Raw genomic sequence first — 16,872 nt, forward strand, 5'->3', positions numbered from 1 at the left:
AACCGAGAGCGGAACAACGATCCCCGTTGCCTCTGTCGAGTTCCCCACACCCGTGGGGATGAACCGAGCGAGCCCGTCGCCCGCAACGTCTGCGTTGAGAGTTCCCCACACCCGTGGGGATGAACCGTCAACAAAAGAAACGTTCATGCCAACACTCAAGAGTTCCCCACACCCGTGGGGATGAACCGACCGAGGCTCAGGTATTACGGAGGATAGGAGTGAGTTCCCCACACCCGTGGGGATGAACCGGCGGTCGAGGCTGGCACCCAGATCGGCATCGAGAGTTCCCCACACCCGTGGGGATGAACCGCCTCACCCGTGTAATACCCACCGGCATTAGCCGAGTTCCCCACACCCGTGGGGATGAACCGACTGAGATCTCCCTGTGTCCTAATCACCGGAGGAGTTCCCCACACTCGTGGGGATGACCCTCCTGAAAAGGCGTAGCTCCATTGAAGCGCTACCAAGTTCCCCACACCCGTGGGGACAACTTTTTTGATACGTATTCGGATGTAGATCGATTCCCGACTCCCCCACACCCCATTTATATGAAAATGCATGGGAACACCCATCATTTTCATCATGTATGCCTGTTGCCCTTGTGGGCATCCTGAGCGTTTTTCCCACATCACCCACCCCATTCACCCCTTCTTCTTCCCCCCACACACCTTCTCCACCTCCTCAGCCTCGTACCTCAGCCGGATCTCGCTCGTCCTCCCCTTCGCCTGCCGGACCGTGAGCTGAACGAGCCCGAGCTTTTCGAGCGTCTTCACCCGCTCATAAAAGGAGGTATAGCAGACACCACCCAGATCCTGCACCCTGGCAAAGACCATCCCTGAGGTGACCACCGGATAGCTCCTGAGATCCGCGATGATCCGGAGGATACACCGCTCCTTATCCGAGAGAACCCGGACCGTCTCCCTCAGCCTGACCAGACTTGCATCCCCATACGCATAGACAATATCCTCCCTGACAACAGTTGAACGGGCCGCCCATTCAGCCTTCAGAACAGACCTCTTCAGAAGATCGAGTCCGACCCGGAGATCAGCCGCCTTCTGCGTCTGAAGAACAATCAGATCCAGCATCTCGGCAGAGATCACACCGGGCCAGATCGCCTCACGCATCCGGTCCTTCAGAATTGCACGTATCTCGTCTCCCGAATACGGGGGAAAGGAGACCTCTTCTGCACAGAGGCTCGAAGAGACGCTCCCGTCGACTGCACGGGAGAGATCAAGATCCAGATCACTCTCGCACATGATGACACTGACACGGCAGCCGGGATAGTCGAGGTACATCCTGAGGAGGGAGTAGAGGACAGAATTGAGGACATCCTCATACATCAGGTAATGGAGATCATCAAGGCAGATCAGGAGCACGATATCCCGCTCGACCATCACCTTCGCAATCGCATCCATCAGCCGACTCACCGCGACACCGGTCCTTGGTGGAGCATGGCCGAGGAGCTTTGAATAGATCCGGGAATAGACCGAATACTTCGTCCGATCGTTCTGGCAGTTCACATACACCGGGACGAGCCGTTTTGTCGCCTCCTCGATCTCTGAGAAGAGGTGGTGGATACAGGTCGTCTTCCCGGTACCCGGCAGGCCACGGCAGAGGATATTGACCGGTCTCATACCGGCCATGCCGGGCCTGATCCGGAAGGCAAGGTCTGCAAGCTGCATCTCCCGGAAAGAGATCTGATCAGGCATATAATCGAACTCAAGGATATCGGGATTTTTAAAGAGGGTCTGATCAGATAAGAGGAATCGCTGTCTCATTCTAATCAAAATGGCGTGGAGAGATAAAGAAGGGAGCCGTGTGCGGGGTGAAAGTGTTTTGTTCACAGGGGATATCCCAGGGGACAGATCAGAAAAGATCATACTGAGTATGAAATATCATACTATTATTCAAAGAGAAAGAGAGCCCGTGCTCTCCTGATACATTGTTTCATTCTTCGTTCCTATAAGGGAGAGGGGTGCGGGGTGAATGTGTTTCGATCTTTTGGATATTTCACCCGGAGTATGAAGAATAATACTATTATGAAAGATCATACTCGAGGGGAGTACCTTACCTTTTTTTTTTAGAAGGCTCTTCTGGGATGAGAAAAAACACTCACACCCCGCAGGGTCAAGAGAGAATATCCACTGCCCACTTCCACACCTCATCAAAACACCACATTGTCAAAGAAAAATACGCTCATTCCATCTTCCAAAAAACACTCACACCCCGCACACACGGCTCATCCCCATCATACCCCGGTGCCAACATAGGTAATGTCGAGGCATCGTATGCCCGGCAGGAGCCAGAACAATGGCAACAGACTTTATCGAAAAGAGCAACACAAAGACGTCACTTAGGACTCTTCCGGTGCCGTTTATCGACACCACGGCATTCAACAGCGTGGTCGCAGATATCATCGAAAACAACCCCTTCGACTGTGTCAGTTATGAACAGGCCGGGGAGACCGTCCTGGGAGTTGTCCGGGGACGTGAACAGTATACCGCAAGGATCGTGTACGTCAATTCGGATGGTGCACGGATCGGAGCAGCATCTGTCACCGCCCAGACCATCTCCGGGATGAATGCCGCTGCAACTGCTCTCATGGCAGACGCAGCACTCACCGCAGCAGTCGGGGGCACACCGATCCGGGATGCCGGAAAGGACACCTACTCATGTGCACTGAAGTGCCATGACGAGAACGGGGAGACCTATACCCTCACCTTCACCAGAAAGACCGTCCGGCTTTCGAGCTACCAGGACGATCTCATCCGTGATACCGTCGAGGACTGGGCAGACACCGTCCCGGCACTCTGCTGAAACCGGGGAATACCTCCCCCTTTCAGCACCTCTGTCTTCCCGCTTTCACGATCAAACAGGCAGGAAGCCCATGACTTTAGTCTTGGGAGGAATGCCGACATAAATATCATTAAATATATTGAATAATGACATCTATTTAATGCTTCTAACGGTGAAGACGAAACTCCACCCAACAAAGGATCAACACCTAAAACTTCTCCGTACAATGGAGCGGTTCAATGAAGCATGTAACTACGTTTCAGAATTTGCCTGGAGAAACAAGGTTTTTGATAAAGTTACAATCCAAAAAAACCTCTATTATGACATCCGCAGCCAGTTCGGGTTGTCAGCTCAGATGACCGTCCGCCTTGTCGGAAAAGTATCTGAAAGTTATCTTGCGGATCGATCCTGTTACCATGAATTTAAACCCCATGGTGCAATCATCTACGATCAACGTATCCTGACGATAAAAACTCTTGACGCGTGTTCAATCCTAACACTTGAAGGAAGAGAAAAGATATCAATGTCATTTGGCAGATCCCAACCTCTCGACCTGAAACGAGTCAGAGGACAGGCTGATCTCGTCCTTATAAAAAACCAATTTTATCTTCTTATTGTGGTTGATGTTCCTGAAGAACCCCAGATCCAACCCAAAGAGATCATCGGAGTCGATCTCGGTATAGTCAATATTGCAACCACTTCAACAGGTGAAATCTTCTCCGGTAAGAAATGCACTGAATCCAGAGAAAAATACACTCGTATCAAAGGAATATTCCAATCCGTTGGTACATGGAATGCAAAAAAACACTTAAAGAAAATCAGTAAGAAAGAGCGCCGATTCAAAAATGATACAAACCACTGTATCAGTAAACAGATTGTTGCTGAAGCTAAAGACACCCAATCCGGTATCGCGTTAGAGGATCTAACGGGTATCAGAGATCGGGTTCCCGGTTATAAAGCCTTAACCTCAGCAATCGGTAAATGGGCGTTCTATGAAATTGCGATGTATATCCGGTATAAAGCGCATATGGTGGGTATCCCGGTATATCTTGTAGATCCACAGTATACGTCTCAACAATGTTCTCATTGCGGGTATACAAGTAAGGAAAACCGAAAAACTCAATCGGATTTTTTCTGTATCGACTGCGGACATGCTGAAAACGCCGATATCAACGCCGCAAAAAACATCGCATCAAGGGCTGATGTCAACCAGCCTATCGCACTCCGTCCTGAACCCAAGAGATCAGGAAGATGGAAGGGCAAGCCCACGACTTTAGTCGTGGGTAGTTGACTCTGTAATGATTGTCAGGTTTGTGGGGGGGTAGCCTCAAAGAACAAAGCAAAGAAGAAGCAGCATGATAATGTAAAAAGAAATTTATTACCGGCTTTTTTAACCGGTTTTTGGAATTGCCTATTCAGGCCTGAACTCAACAACCAGCCGGATACCGGTCCTGTCTTCTCCATTGATATCAATATCGATGAATGAAGGGCTGCAGATGAGATCGCGTCCGTTCGGGGCGACGATACCACGAGCGATTGCTATTGCTTTGATAGCCTGGTTCTGTGATGATGCACCGATCGTCTGAAGTTCGGCCTTTCCACGCTCTTTGATCACTGCTACCAGAAGACCGGCAAGATTCTTTGGGGATGACTGGGCTCCAACCTTAATCTTCCCGTCTTTAATATTCATCGGCAAATTGTTAGTTTCTACACTGTATCTGGTCTCTTCATTGATTTGGGTCTCGTCTGTTTCAATGCCATTTGTCATAATTGTTTACCTCCAATGTTTCTGGAATAGTATGCTCTATGAAAGACGTTTCAGCTTCTCCAATTTCCCTTGCATATAAAGTTTATCGGGAAACTGAAATCACAATAAAGGATGGATTTTGATTAAATAAATAGCTTCTGGACGGAAATAGCATTGAGAAATGATGTGGGGATCCTGATGCAGTGACATGCCCCGGAATGAGGCACTCACCATCAATCACTCGTGCAGTTCAGGAGCATCATGCTTATCAGGACCGTTGAGAAGACAATCTGCACCCCAATCAGGAGAAAAGCCAGTGACCAGACGGCATTTGCAATCTGGAAGAGGTGTCCGTACCCGGATGCCACCCACTGCCTGATGATATCAAAGCCGATGATAAGTCCTCCAAGGATAAATACACCTCCAATAATAAAACCCCGCTCCAGTGTATGATAATCCAGGAATCTCTCAATAAAACCACTCCGTTCACTATACCCATAGAGGGCAGAATATACCCAGATAACAATCCCCATCAACATCGTCTGCACACCCCCGATGAAGGCAAGAGATGCCAGAATGAAAGAGTGGAGATAGGATGTCTCGATATCGCCTTTGGCAAAGAAAAAAATCATCATCGAAATACCGAATATTGCAAACAAGAGACCGGGCACTGCAAGGAACGGACCTGGACGATAAAAAAGCATAAACCTGACATGCCGCCATCCATCCGAGAAGCTCTCCAGTTTTGACGGGGCAACCCTGGGATAATAGTGAATCGGCACTTCTGTTATTGTGAGACCCGTCTGAGCTGCCTCAATGATCATCTCAGAGGCAAATTCCATCCCACCGGTCTTGAGGTTCAGGCGATCGAGTGCATCCTTCCGTATGATCCGAAAACCCGAGTGCGCGTCAGATATCCCGATATGAAAAACACGGTTTAAAACCCAGGTAAGCAGAGGGTTTCCGACATACTGATGGAGCCAGGGCATTGCACCCGGTAAAATTTCCCCTCTGAGTCGGGATCCCATGACCATATCCGCCCCTTCTTTGTCAAGCGCATCAAGAAGTTTTGGAAGTTCAAGGAAATCATAGGTGTTATCAGAATCGCCAATGGCAATATATCTCCCCCGTGCCAGTGCCAGACCGGCGAGATACGCGTTCCCATACCCTTTCTTCTCAGGATGGACGATAATTGCCCCAAGTTTCCTGCTTATTTCCGCTGTTTTATCAGTAGAGGAGTCGGAAACAATGATCTCGCCGGCGATACCCCGATCAGAGAAGACCTGCTGAATCTTCTGGATACAGACTTCAATGGTCTTCTCCTCATTCAGGGCAGGAAGAACAACCGAAAGGACAATTTCCTGATCTTCTGCAGATCCATTCAAATTATCTGAGGTCTGTATCATCATCTGAGCCAATTGTCATTTATATGAAAGTGCATGGCAAAACCATCATTTTCATCTTGTATGCCTGTTACCCCCGAAGAGAGTATGAGCATTTTTTCAGTATATTGTTCTTCAATCATGACCTAATAGAAGTTACCGGTTTATTATCAGGAGAACATGCCCAAAATGAGGTGGTAACACAACATAAAAAGGCAAATATTCTCTGTTTATGCTATTGTGGGAGAGAGCACAACCAGCAGACACGTATCAATCAAAAAAAGATACGGGGGTAGGAGAACAATACGAGATCAACCCCGCCTCTTTCCAAGAATAACCAGAGTATAGAGAGCAAGAACACCAGGAAGTGCATATACGAGCGGAGACTGCTCTTGCTGCGGCTGCCCTCCCATTCTTTCAAGTGCAGCGTTACGATTTACTTTTGCCTGAGTATGACCGGGTTCCAGCAAGATTGACTTATCGTATGAGGCTACCGCCTCGGAATAGCGGCCAAGATTTGCAAGTGCAACCCCCCGGTTATCCCAGGTCAGATAGTAATCCGGTTGAATCTGAATTGACTTATCAAAAGATAAAACAGCCTCATTGTACTGGCCAAGCTCATTCTGGGCAACACCTTTGGCAGTCCATGCCAGGAAGTGATCAGGGTTAAGCTCAATTGCCCTGTCAAATGAAGCGATCGCTTCGGAATAATGCCCCTGACTTGCGAGATCCAATCCCTGATTATAATACTCACCTGCCGAAACGGCACTTGCCGCCACCGGAATGCACATAAATGCAAGAATCAGCAGACAAGAGTAGATTATCAGGTTTTTACTCAAGTAGTTCATAGAGATTGGTTTAGAACACATAGTTATTAGTATGCCGGTATCAGAGGGAGGCGGCGGTTTCATCACCCGTGGACTCTGATTACTACAGAGGATCTGATGACGGACGAGACAGTGCAGACGAAGTTCATCCGCTGGACACGGGAGCGGCCTATATTCGCCCTTTCAGAGTTTCAGGAAGGTATAAACGATTCCCTGGAACAGGAGAGAGTGCTTGAGGTGATCCTGCCACTCCTCTCTGACTGTGGATGCGAGGTGGTAAAAGGGGAGGGGGATCTGATCGTCCAATGGAGACGACGTCCCCCCTGTATCCCGGCAGATGCCCCATCCGGACGAAAGGTTGATCCGGAGATCCAGACGGCAATCGAGGCATATATCAGGACCAAGACCGGAAAATCATGGAAAGACCCACTCACCCTTGACCGGATACGGGAGGCGATCATCGGTCAGAAGGAGACATACTGGAAGGAAGGCGATGACCGTGTCATTCGATATAAGACCGCATACAGCATTTTTGCGTATCTTGCCTATCAGTTCCCGACATACTTCATCCAGATGCGTCATCTCATCAGGGAGCTGATGAAGGACGGATTATTACCCGGGAGGATGGTGGTCCTTGATGTCGGATGCGGACCGGGAACGGTTACACTTGCGCTTCACTCGCTCTTGTCAGAGATGCCGGGATGCGAGGCAACTATTCATACGATCGAACAGGCTCCTGAGTTCATCGAGGCATACAGGCTCATTGCTGAACCGTTCGCCGGGAAGGACAGCGCCTGCACCATCCTCCCCCCCCATACCCTTGACATCACTGATCCGAACTCAAAACTCCCTGAAGGGCCATATGATCTGATAGTCTGTGCCAATGTCTTAAACGAGATCCAGGATCAAAACATCCGCGAGGAGACGGTCATGAGGCTTTCAAAACACCTCAGGGAAGACGGGACGATCCTTATCTGTGAACCGGCTGATCTCACCAATGCAACAGAGCTTCGCATCCTCTCCCGCCGCCTGAAGGAGCGTGGTCTCCCGATATATGCCCCCTGCAATGATATCAGAGGAGTACCCTGTACGGTCGAACGGTGCTGGAGTTTTGTTGCACTCCCCGAGGTCTCACCGACACGCCTGATGAATGCGGTTGCAGAGACGGATGAGCCATACCGGTTCCATAATACCGATATCAAAGCATCATATGCGATCCATAGAAGGGACAGCAGATCAAAGATCGGGTACCGGGTGCCACCTGGTGCAAAAGCAGAGCGGATCTCCCGCCTCCCGCTCCATGAAGGGAAAAAGATCAATATCATTGCATCAAAGATCTCAGGAAATATCGGGGATTCAGGAACGTTCCTCTACCGGATCTGTGATGGAACCGGAAAACTGGAAGCCTATGCCGCCCTCCCTGCATATCACCAGAGTGAGAAGAATACCGCCCTTCGATCTGCGACCTATGGATCGGTTCTCAGGCTCGACCGTGTGCTGGTCCGCCACCATAAAAAATATAATGCATTTCATCTCCTCCTGACAAAAGAATCAACAGCAGAGCTTCTCGGAGGAGGGTTTGAAGAGGGAGATACTGTCCGGGTACGGGAAGCGAGACGGGAGACGAAGAGGGCTTTAAATAGGAGAAGCACAGAAGGTCAAAAATCCAAAGTAGGAAAGCAGAAGAAAAAGTGAGGTGAAGAGGGCAAAAAGATGCAGCCTCTCTTCAAACGAGATATAAGACATTAAAAAGAGTCTTTGGATGTATAAAAGATAACACTATCGATCATAGAATTTTATTTAAAGGGGATTATATGGCTGAAAAGAGAAATGGCGGATTTCTTGAGGCAGATCATATCGAACGTGCACTTGCTGCAGGAAACCTTGCATGGTGGATATGGGATGTTGAGACCGGCCATGTCGATTACAGCCCTGAGAAGGCAACGATGCTTGGATATGATCCATCTGAGTTCCCAAACACCGTCTATGAGATCACCGATCTCATTCATCCCGAGGATCACGATAAGACGATGAATGCCATGCGGGACCATCTCACCGGGAAGAAGGCATTATATGAAGCAGAATATCGGATGCAAACAAAAGACGGGGGATACCTCTGGTATTATGACCGGGGAATGATCTCACAGAGGAAGAGTGACGGCAGTCCCGCAGTCCTCACCGGGATTGTGATCAACTTCGATCCCTGGAAGAAGGCGGAACAGGCGATCCGGCTCGCTAATACCAAGCTGAACCTCCTCTCAAGCATCACCCGCCATGACATCTTAAATTCGGTGACGGTACTCCTTGGCAACCTCGAATTTGCACGGGAAGAGGCGACACCGGCAACAGAAGCGTATATCGATAAGGCACTTGCGAGCGCAAAGACGATCCAGCGGCAGATCGAGTTCACCCGCGATTACCAGAATGTCGGGATTACAGAGCCCAAATGGTTTACTGTCTCTGATCTGGTTGAGAGGGCGGCCGCCCAGATCAGCCTGAAGACGATCGCAATCGAGAAGAAGCTCCCGAAGGTGGAATGTTATGCCGATCCCTTAATCGAGAGGGTCTTTTATAATCTGATCGAGAATGCCATCCGCCATGGCGGCAGCCGTATCTCCCGCATCTCCTTCTCCTGCCGTGAAGAGGAGGGAGGGATCGCACTCCTCTGCGAGGATGACGGATCAGGTGTTCCGGAGGATAAGAAGAGTGCCATCTTCGTCAGAGGATACTATACAAATACAGGATTTGGCCTCTTCCTCTCCCGCGAGATCCTCTCGATCACCCAGATGACCATCAGCGAAGAGGGGATCTATGGAGAAGGGGCACGTTTTGCCATCCATATTCCAAAAGGTTCATACAGAATTGTTTAAGCAGGAACACCACACCTTCTTTTGAACCTCTCATCACCGGACAACCCGCTCAACATCGGCGTCGTCCATATCAGGGAAGATACGTTTCACCGCTTCCCTGGCTGAGGCAAGATAGACCGTCTCGATATCAGCTACTGTCCTGACAGATTCGTTTAAGACCTGTGGAGAGTCGATCGGCGGCACCATCGGGTCCTTTCGATAGTACCTGAAGACCCGTCCTTCACCCCCAAGGCCGAAGAGGACACGGTTGAGTGTCGCTTTTGAGACGGACTGATCAATCTTCGGATAGATGGCTGCTGCCATCTCATGAATTGACCGGGGCCGCCTATCCTGGAAGAGGAGAAGGATCAGCTCAAATATCCGTGTACGAACAGCACGGTCCCCGATGAAACGGAGACGGGAGTTTAAACAGGTCGCCAGACAGTTGTTCGCATCGACTTTTACAGGATCGATCTCATCAAGGTCTCTGAATGTGACAAGAGGGTGTCCGGTCCTCCGGTCGGTGATGATCCCAAGAACAACATCCCCCTCAAGCGACCCGATGAACTTCTTGAAGGACGAAAATCCGAGTTTCTTCTCAGAGAAGGACGGGTTGATCCGGATGAGCTGATTTTTCAAATCCGAGAGGAAGACCGGCCCTTCGTCTGTCCTCGTCCTGACAAACCTGATCACAAGGTCCCGGGCTGCAATCCGGTCCTCTTCGATGATAGCCGAATCATCGTCCGAGACGGGATCACTGCCTGCGGCAGTTGGACTCAGGCAAAGGAGCTCATCAAGCGACTGATATTTTGTACAGTTCTCTTTGATGACGCTCCCGACAGAGCTGTCAAAACCCATCACATAGACCATCTTTCCACGGGCACGGAGACGCCTGATTAATGGGATGAAATCGGTATCACCTGATCCGATGATGAAGAGACCGATATGAGGGAGCAGGATCATATCCTCAAGCACATCAAGCGCCATATCCATATCCGCACCGTTCTTTCCGCGTGCACTCGTCTGTGGGAGATGCCGCATCTCAAAGCCGTACTTGACGAGTTTCTTCACATCTGCCGCACACTCACCTGTCGACCAGTCCGCATACGCCTTCCTGATGCAGATGTCACCAAGTGATGCAGCATAATCGATGATCGGTCCAAGGGAGAGGGGACCTTCCAGTGCCGGATATGACTGTTCGGCAGATATTGCGAGGTTCTCGTAATCGAGATATATGGCGCAGAAGAGATCCCGTTCTTCGGTAAATTGTTTATTTTCCATAGTGTATCCAACCCCGGAAGGGTGTATATACTGTGGGTACTCTAACGGGAGAAGAGAAAAAGGCGTATGGTATCAAGCCCGCCTCTTATGAAGAGGATGCGGGAGATTATGACCTCTCTCTCTTCCGCATCACCTTTGAGAGGATTCGGTCCGCCTCTTTCACCTCGTCGGCATCAGGCTCCCGGTGACCGGTGATCCGGATATCCTCCTTCTCAATAACGAACCGGGATCGCTTCAGCCGATCCCCCTCTTTCGTCACGATGACGCCACCGGAACAACGGTGATGATACGCACATCAGAAACCGATTCGCGCAATGCTCTGTTTGAGAAGAGCAGGAAGTCAGATTCGACCGTAAGCTCTCCAATCTCAGCCACCTTCACCACCTGCCAGGAAAGGTTTCGGGGAAGAAGGATCTCCCGTTCACCTTCATTGATATAGAGGAGGTGATCACCTGCAGCCCTTGACATCAGGAGGACATTCTTGTACCCATCATCTCCCCGGACTCCATATGTCACAAGAGGAATGGTAATATCATATGATGTCGATCCAAATGCGTCCTCGATATATGCTGCATGTGAGAGGACATTGTTCGCAAAACCAGGTGATATGCCCCGGAAAAGTATGATCTCATCTGGAACAACAGATACGGCAATAGCATCATCAAGATTCTCCCTGATGAACCCAAAGAAGATCTGCTGCTCTTCAGGGTAGGCAGACTGCTCCGGGGAAGACGATCGAAGATATGTCCGGAACATATTCGTCGTATCATAGAAATCCGGTGACAACCACCATGCAATCGATGCGGTGGTGGCAGGTGAAAAGTCACGATCAGTATAGGGATGAGCAACCAGATCAGAAGGCTGCGTCAGGGTGATCGTCGCCTCCTCAAGATAGTCCGGAGGAACGAGGGAGACGGTAGCCGGAGCAACAGGTGCTTCAGCCAGAGGGGTTGATGCAACACATCCGGCAACAGCGACCAGAAGGAGAACAATAAGGAAGAGAGAAGGTATCTTCATACCTTTTGATGAAAGCGAATACTATAAAAAACGTGTGTGGTTTATCTGATCTCTCTCCCCTTCAGCCAGACACCCCGTTTCTCGATGACGCGACCGACGACACGGGCACCGGGGATCATCTCCATGATCGTCTCAACACTTGTTTCGGGGACGATAAACGCATATCCCATCCCCATATTAAAAGTCCGGTAGAGCTCATCTTCGGTCACATTCCCTTTCCCGGCAAGCCAGGAGAAGATCTCGGGAACCGGCATCGGGTCATCAAAGGAGAAGCCATAGGGCCCGACCCTGAGGAAGTTCAGCAGACCGCCGCCGGTGACATGGCACATACCATGTACCGTGCAGGCGGCGCAGACAGCAAGCACCTCAGCATAGATCCTGGTCGGGGTAATGAGAGCTTCGCCAACGGTCCTCCCATCTGAGAGAACTGTTCCATATCCGCCGTTCTCAAGAGTAATCTTTCGTGCAAGCGAGAAACCATTTGAATGAACCCCGTTTGAGGGGATACCGACGATCAGATCTCCTGGTGAGACGGCTGATCCGGTCACCACATCTTCACGTTTCTGAACACCAAGACAGGTCCCGGCAAGATCAAGGCCGTTCACAAGCCCTTTGAGGGTTGCAGTCTCGCCGCCGACGATATTCATATTCGCCTGGCGTGCACCTTCGTTCAAACCCTTTCCGATCTCCTTCATCTTCGCCGGATCGAGCGAATCGGTCGCGATATAATCGACAAATGCGACCGGCTCCAGGTTCATCACATAGAGATCGTTCACATTCATCGCGATACAGTCGATCCCGACCGTTGACCAGTCAGAGAGGGCATCGGCAACGAGCATTTTGGTGCCGACGCCATCGGTTGCGAGGGCGAGGACATAAGGGCCAAAATCGATTAATCCTGCGAAATGGCCGAGATCGCCGACCATTCCAAACTCTCCGGTACGGCGAAACGAGAGCGATCCGATCAGTGCCTTCACCGCATCTGCTTCGAGATCGATATCAACACCAGCTTCACGATATGTTGCGTTACTCATTACACCCCTCCGATAACCGGTACTCATCATGGAGCACCTGTACGGCACGCTGGCCTTCTCCCTCTTTTACCACAAACGAGACATTCACTTCAGACGACCCCTGCGTGATCATCATCACATTCACCCCGGCTTCCCCAAGCGCAGAGAAGATTCTGCCGCTTGTTCCGGGTGTTCCGGCCATTCCTGCACCAACAACTGCGATGACAACGATATCCTTGTCAAAGGTGATCTCCCTGACATAGCCCCGCTTCTGGATCTCGTTCAATCCCTCAATCGCATTCATCAGATGATCCTCATCGATGACGAGGGTGATATTTGCTTCAGATGACCCCTGCGAGATGAGCATCACGTTCACCTCACGTTCAGCCAGTGCAGAGAAGATCGCCCTCGCAACACCGGGGCGTCCTGCCATCTGCGCACCTCCGATGGTAAGGAGCGCCACCTTCCGGATGATCGAGAGCGCTTTCACAACCCGCCTCTCCCGATGTGCGGTCCTGACGACAGCGGTGCCGGGTGTGGCCGGATTGAAGGTGTTCTTCACTCTGACCGTGATATCCTTCATCATTGCAGGTTCGATCGATTTCGGATGGAGCACCTTTGCTCCGAAGTACGAGAGCTCCATCATCTCCAGGAACGAGATGGAGGGGATCACCCGTGCCTCCGGGATCATCCTCGGGTCGGTCGTCATCACACCATCGACATCGGTCCAGATCCAGATCTCGTCTGCATTAATCCCTGCTCCGATGATCGATCCGGTGTAATCTGATCCGCTCCTGCCGAGGGTGGTCACAAATCCCTGTTCGCTGCATCCCATGAATCCCATGATCACCGGAACGCATTCTGAGAGAAGCGGTGCCACCCTGCTCTGGATCCGGGAGTAGCTCTCAGGAAGAGCAACTGCACCCCCATGACAGGAGTTGGTGATGATACCTGCCTCGCATCCATCCATCACCGTTGAATTGATCCCCGCCTGGTTCAGTGCCGCCGAAACGATCGGTGCAGAGAGCCGCTCACCAAACGAGATGATATAATCTCTTGATCTCGGAGTCAGTTCTCTGAGCGTATGAACCGCGGTGAGAATATTCTTCAGTTTACCGAGTCGATCATCGATATACACCCCGACCTCTTCAAGATAGTCCGGGGCAACAGTCTCCAGGACCTTCATATGCCTTGACCGGAGCGCATGGATCAGCGCCTCGATCGGGGGGTATTCACAGGAGCAGATAACCTCCTGCGCAGTCGCGATGAGCTGATCAGTAACACCGGTCATCGCCGATACAACGACCGCAAGTTCATCCCCTCTCTCCCGATGGGCTGCAAGGATATCGACCACGCGGGCGATACACTTCTCATCACCGACTGATGTGCCGCCAAATTTCATTACAAGCCTCATTTCTGGCTCACCAAACCCCACGATGTATTTTAAGTTATTACACGGCAGATGGTTATAATACGATGGGTGTGATTACGACGGAGGAATGCCATGTTCTCGTCATCGGAAGCGGTGGTGCAGGGATCAGGGCAGCGCTTGAGGCAGCACGGTATGGCGATACGATCCTTATTGGAAAGACGATTGCCGGGAAGGGCGGCTGCACCGTGATGGCCGAAGGGGGCTATAATGCAGTCCTGAGAGAGGCTGACAGTATCGAAGGCCACCTCGAAGACACGCTGAAAGGAGGTGCATTCTTAAACGACAGAGCTCTTGCTGAGGTGCTTGTTTCAGAAGCACCGGATCGGATGGATGACCTCCTCAGATTCGGTGCGGTCTTTGATGCAGCTGATGGCTGTACAATCGCCCAGCGGCCATTTGGCGGTCAGCGATATCCAAGGACCTGTTATGCAGGTGACAGAACGGGTCACGAGATCGTGATGACACTCCTTGAACGTCTCCGCGCATCCAGGGTGCAGATACGAAACGAGATCTCTGCACTCGAACTTGCAAAGGATGGCGGTCGGGTAACCGGAGCGATCACCTCAACGCGGGATGGAGAGATCGGTGCGATCGCAGCCGATGCCGTCGTCCTTGCCACCGGCGGTGCCGGGCAGATCTATGATATCACTACGAACTCGACAGGGGGAACCGGCGACGGGTATGCACTCGGATACCGTGCCGGGGCTGAACTCATTGATATGGAGATGGTCCAGTTTCACCCAACCGGTGCAGTCTATCCCTATGATGCACGGGGCAGACTGATCACCGAGGCAGTACGGGGCGAAGGGGGTGTCCTGAAGAATATCGATGGTGAGCGGTTCATGCAACGGTATGACCCTGACCGGATGGAACTCTCGACACGGGATGTGGTCGCCCGGTCGATCGCAACCGAGGTGCTTGAAGGCAGAGGCACACCACGGGGCGGTGTCTGGCTGGATGTGACGCATCTTCCGGAGAAGCAGATAGAAGAGCGGCTCCCCCTGATGCTTGAGCAGTACCTCACCTTCGGCGTCGATATCAGAAAGGAACCGATGGAGGTCGCACCGACTGCCCACCATATGATGGGCGGCATCAGAATCACCCCTGACTGTCAGACGGGCGTTCCGGGACTCTTTGCCTGCGGAGAGGTGGCAGGCGGCGTGCATGGAGCAAACAGGCTCGGCGGAAACGCCCTTGCCGAGACGCAGGTCTTTGGGCGGCGGGCAGGTGAGGCGGCAGGCAGAACTGAGGTCAGGGAGAGGCGGATTGAGCCCGATCAGATCAGGTCCGTTGAAGAGAAGATCGCCGCATTCAAAGCGGGTGAGATGAAACCGTCTGATCTGATTGCCAGGATGAAACGGGTGATGTGGGATGGTGCCGGGATCTACCGGACCGCATCTGCCCTTACTGCGGCCCGTGAAGCGATCCTGGATCTTGCTTCAGCACGGCTCCGTGCAAGTTCCGGCCCTGAGATTCTGGATGCATGGACAGGGCAGAATATGCTCCTGGTTGCCGGGATGATCCTTGATGGTGCGCTGATGCGGCAGGAGTCACGGGGAGCACATGTCAGAACAGACTGTGCTGTCCGGTGGAGTGTTCTGGATTCACCCTATGGCCATACCCGGATCTCACCATCATATCGGGGCATTGAGGTACTGCGGAGGCTCCCATGAAAGAAATAACCCTTACAATCCAGCGGTTCGATCCGGCAAAAGAAACAGCACCGCATAACGAGACCTATACCGTGACGGTGAACGATGGTGCACGTGTCCTCGATGCACTGGAGGAGGTAAGGCGCGTCCATGACCCCTCGCTCCTCTTCCGTTCATGCTGCCGTGCCGGTCAGTGCGGCTCCTGTGCAGTTCGTATCAATGGAAATCCAGGTCTTGCCTGTATGCAGGAGGCGACAGATGGTATGGTCGTTCTCCCTCTTGAACTCCCGGTGATCCGCGATCTCGCAACCGACATCGCCCCGGTGCTTGAGCGGCTGGCAACAGTTCTCCCCTCAGATGAGCCACAGGCCCTTACAAAAGAGGAGGTCGAACTGATCAAACCCCTCCGGGAATGTATCGAGTGCTTAAGCTGCGTCTCCGCATGCCCTGCACTGAAGGTGGTCGATTTTGCAGGCCCGACTGCCATGCGGCAGGAGATGCGGTGTGCCCTTGACCCCCGTGATACACAAGACCGGATCACAGAAGCGATCGAGCGGGGGCTCTTTGCCTGCACCACCTGCCACCGGTGTGTCGAGGTCTGCCCAAAGCAGATTAAGATACCGGGGAAGGCCATCGAGAAACTCCGCGAACGGGCAAACCGTGCAGGTCTCACCCTCCCCCGGCACCAGGCGGTGGCAGAGCTTATCGAGCGGACCGGCAAAAGTGTTGAGCGGACAAAACCAACATTCCTCGAACAGGTACCTGAAGTGATCGAGCCTGACGGTCCCGTGAAGATGACGATCGGTTTCTTCGTCGGGTGCATGTTCAATGGCAGGGTTCCGGAACCGGCACTTGATGCGATGGAAGTGATGAAAC

General features: G+C 51.7%; 15 protein-coding genes. 6 read left to right on the forward strand and 9 right to left on the reverse strand.

All coding sequences use genetic code 11. The annotated features are described in order from the left end of the window. Positions 1–641: 641 nt before the first annotated feature. Positions 642–1,778, reverse strand: coding sequence for an ORC1-type DNA replication protein (locus tag Q7V06_RS03430; RefSeq protein WP_304838121.1), 1,137 nt, complete (start codon positions 1,776–1,778; stop codon positions 642–644). Positions 1,779–2,310: 532 nt separating this feature from the next. On the opposite strand from Q7V06_RS03430, the gene Q7V06_RS03435 reads away from it, so the two are divergent. Next, positions 2,311–2,817 carry a hypothetical protein gene (locus Q7V06_RS03435; protein ID WP_304838124.1) on the forward strand — a complete coding sequence of 169 codons (507 nt, stop codon included), beginning with the start codon at positions 2,311–2,313 and terminating at the stop codon, positions 2,815–2,817. Between the two features lie 139 nt (positions 2,818–2,956). After that, positions 2,957–4,087, forward strand: coding sequence for a transposase (locus tag Q7V06_RS03440; protein ID WP_304838126.1), 1,131 nt, complete (start codon positions 2,957–2,959; stop codon positions 4,085–4,087). 120 nt (positions 4,088–4,207) lie between these two features. Here the strand turns inward: Q7V06_RS03440 and Q7V06_RS03445 are convergent, their stop codons facing one another. The 3 genes from Q7V06_RS03445 to Q7V06_RS03455 all read right to left on the reverse strand — a co-directional run bounded on the left by Q7V06_RS03445 (position 4,208) and on the right by Q7V06_RS03455 (position 6,716). Further along, positions 4,208–4,486 (reverse strand): stage V sporulation protein S, encoded by a 279-nt coding sequence (locus Q7V06_RS03445; RefSeq protein WP_342766187.1) that lies wholly within the window; start codon positions 4,484–4,486, stop codon positions 4,208–4,210. Positions 4,487–4,776: 290 nt separating this feature from the next. Then, on the reverse strand, positions 4,777–5,952 hold the full coding sequence (locus Q7V06_RS03450; protein WP_304838132.1) for a glycosyltransferase family 2 protein: 1,176 nt from the start codon (positions 5,950–5,952) through the stop codon (positions 4,777–4,779). Between the two features lie 284 nt (positions 5,953–6,236). Further along, positions 6,237–6,716: a tetratricopeptide repeat protein gene (locus Q7V06_RS03455; RefSeq protein WP_304838135.1), complete on the reverse strand. Its 480-nt coding sequence runs from the start codon at positions 6,714–6,716 to the stop codon at positions 6,237–6,239. A gap of 153 nt (positions 6,717–6,869) precedes the next feature. Between Q7V06_RS03455 and Q7V06_RS03460 the strand changes: the two genes are divergently transcribed. Both Q7V06_RS03460 and Q7V06_RS03465 read left to right on the forward strand, forming a co-directional pair. Then, on the forward strand, positions 6,870–8,447 hold the full coding sequence (locus tag Q7V06_RS03460) for a small ribosomal subunit Rsm22 family protein (protein ID WP_304838138.1): 1,578 nt from the start codon (positions 6,870–6,872) through the stop codon (positions 8,445–8,447). Positions 8,448–8,566: 119 nt separating this feature from the next. Then, entirely contained in the window at positions 8,567–9,622 is a 1,056-nt protein-coding gene (locus Q7V06_RS03465) for a PAS domain-containing sensor histidine kinase (protein ID WP_304838141.1), read from the forward strand. A 33-nt stretch (positions 9,623–9,655) separates the two neighbouring features. Here the strand turns inward: Q7V06_RS03465 and Q7V06_RS03470 are convergent, their stop codons facing one another. The 5 genes from Q7V06_RS03470 to Q7V06_RS03490 form a co-directional block, all read right to left on the reverse strand. Continuing rightward, on the reverse strand, positions 9,656–10,882 hold the full coding sequence (locus Q7V06_RS03470) for an NYN domain-containing protein (protein ID WP_304838143.1): 1,227 nt from the start codon (positions 10,880–10,882) through the stop codon (positions 9,656–9,658). A 106-nt stretch (positions 10,883–10,988) separates the two neighbouring features. Further along, the gene (locus tag Q7V06_RS03475) at positions 10,989–11,141 is read right to left on the reverse strand and encodes a hypothetical protein (RefSeq protein WP_304838146.1); all 153 of its coding nucleotides are present in this window, start codon (positions 11,139–11,141) and stop codon (positions 10,989–10,991) included. After that, complete coding sequence (locus Q7V06_RS03480) at positions 11,138–11,899, reverse strand: hypothetical protein (RefSeq protein WP_304838151.1); 762 nt, start codon at positions 11,897–11,899, stop codon at positions 11,138–11,140. The genes Q7V06_RS03475 and Q7V06_RS03480 overlap by 4 nt, the downstream gene beginning before the upstream one ends. 41 nt (positions 11,900–11,940) lie before the next feature. Beyond that, positions 11,941–12,933: a phosphoribosylformylglycinamidine cyclo-ligase gene (gene purM / locus Q7V06_RS03485; RefSeq protein WP_304838154.1), complete on the reverse strand. Its 993-nt coding sequence runs from the start codon at positions 12,931–12,933 to the stop codon at positions 11,941–11,943. Beyond that, positions 12,926–14,314 (reverse strand): aspartate kinase, encoded by a 1,389-nt coding sequence (locus tag Q7V06_RS03490; protein ID WP_304838163.1) that lies wholly within the window; start codon positions 14,312–14,314, stop codon positions 12,926–12,928. The genes purM and Q7V06_RS03490 overlap by 8 nt, the downstream gene beginning before the upstream one ends. A 74-nt stretch (positions 14,315–14,388) precedes the next feature. Between Q7V06_RS03490 and tfrA the strand changes: the two genes are divergently transcribed. Together tfrA and Q7V06_RS03500 are read left to right on the forward strand one after the other, a co-directional pair. After that, positions 14,389–16,017, forward strand: coding sequence for a fumarate reductase (CoM/CoB) subunit TfrA (gene tfrA, locus Q7V06_RS03495; protein ID WP_304838157.1), 1,629 nt, complete (start codon positions 14,389–14,391; stop codon positions 16,015–16,017). Beyond that, positions 16,014–16,872: 2Fe-2S iron-sulfur cluster-binding protein (locus Q7V06_RS03500; protein WP_304838160.1), on the forward strand; the 859-nt coding region annotated here is incomplete at its 3' end. The genes tfrA and Q7V06_RS03500, both read left to right, overlap by 4 nt.

Source organism: Methanocalculus sp., assembly GCF_030651615.1.
Lineage (GTDB): Archaea > Halobacteriota > Methanomicrobia > Methanomicrobiales > Methanocorpusculaceae > Methanocalculus.

Bases quoted from the DNA above. Each gene is read 5' to 3' on its own strand.
- Q7V06_RS03465 (WP_304838141.1), top strand. From the start codon at position 8,567: ATGGCTGAAAAGAGAAATGGCGGATTTCTTGAGGCAGATCATATCGAA.
- Q7V06_RS03470 (WP_304838143.1), bottom strand. From the start codon at position 10,882: ATGGAAAATAAACAATTTACCGAAGAACGGGATCTCTTCTGCGCCATA.
- Q7V06_RS03435 (WP_304838124.1), top strand. From the start codon at position 2,311: ATGGCAACAGACTTTATCGAAAAGAGCAACACAAAGACGTCACTTAGG.
- Q7V06_RS03460 (WP_304838138.1), top strand. From the start codon at position 6,870: ATGACGGACGAGACAGTGCAGACGAAGTTCATCCGCTGGACACGGGAG.
- purM (WP_304838154.1), bottom strand. From the start codon at position 12,933: ATGAGTAACGCAACATATCGTGAAGCTGGTGTTGATATCGATCTCGAA.
- Q7V06_RS03450 (WP_304838132.1), bottom strand. From the start codon at position 5,952: ATGATGATACAGACCTCAGATAATTTGAATGGATCTGCAGAAGATCAG.
- Q7V06_RS03440 (WP_304838126.1), top strand. From the start codon at position 2,957: ATGCTTCTAACGGTGAAGACGAAACTCCACCCAACAAAGGATCAACAC.
- tfrA (WP_304838157.1), top strand. From the start codon at position 14,389: ATGGGTGTGATTACGACGGAGGAATGCCATGTTCTCGTCATCGGAAGC.
- Q7V06_RS03430 (WP_304838121.1), bottom strand. From the start codon at position 1,778: ATGAGACAGCGATTCCTCTTATCTGATCAGACCCTCTTTAAAAATCCC.
- Q7V06_RS03445 (WP_342766187.1), bottom strand. From the start codon at position 4,486: ATGAATATTAAAGACGGGAAGATTAAGGTTGGAGCCCAGTCATCCCCA.
- Q7V06_RS03490 (WP_304838163.1), bottom strand. From the start codon at position 14,314: ATGAAATTTGGCGGCACATCAGTCGGTGATGAGAAGTGTATCGCCCGC.
- Q7V06_RS03455 (WP_304838135.1), bottom strand. From the start codon at position 6,716: ATGTGCATTCCGGTGGCGGCAAGTGCCGTTTCGGCAGGTGAGTATTAT.
- Q7V06_RS03480 (WP_304838151.1), bottom strand. From the start codon at position 11,899: ATGAAGATACCTTCTCTCTTCCTTATTGTTCTCCTTCTGGTCGCTGTT.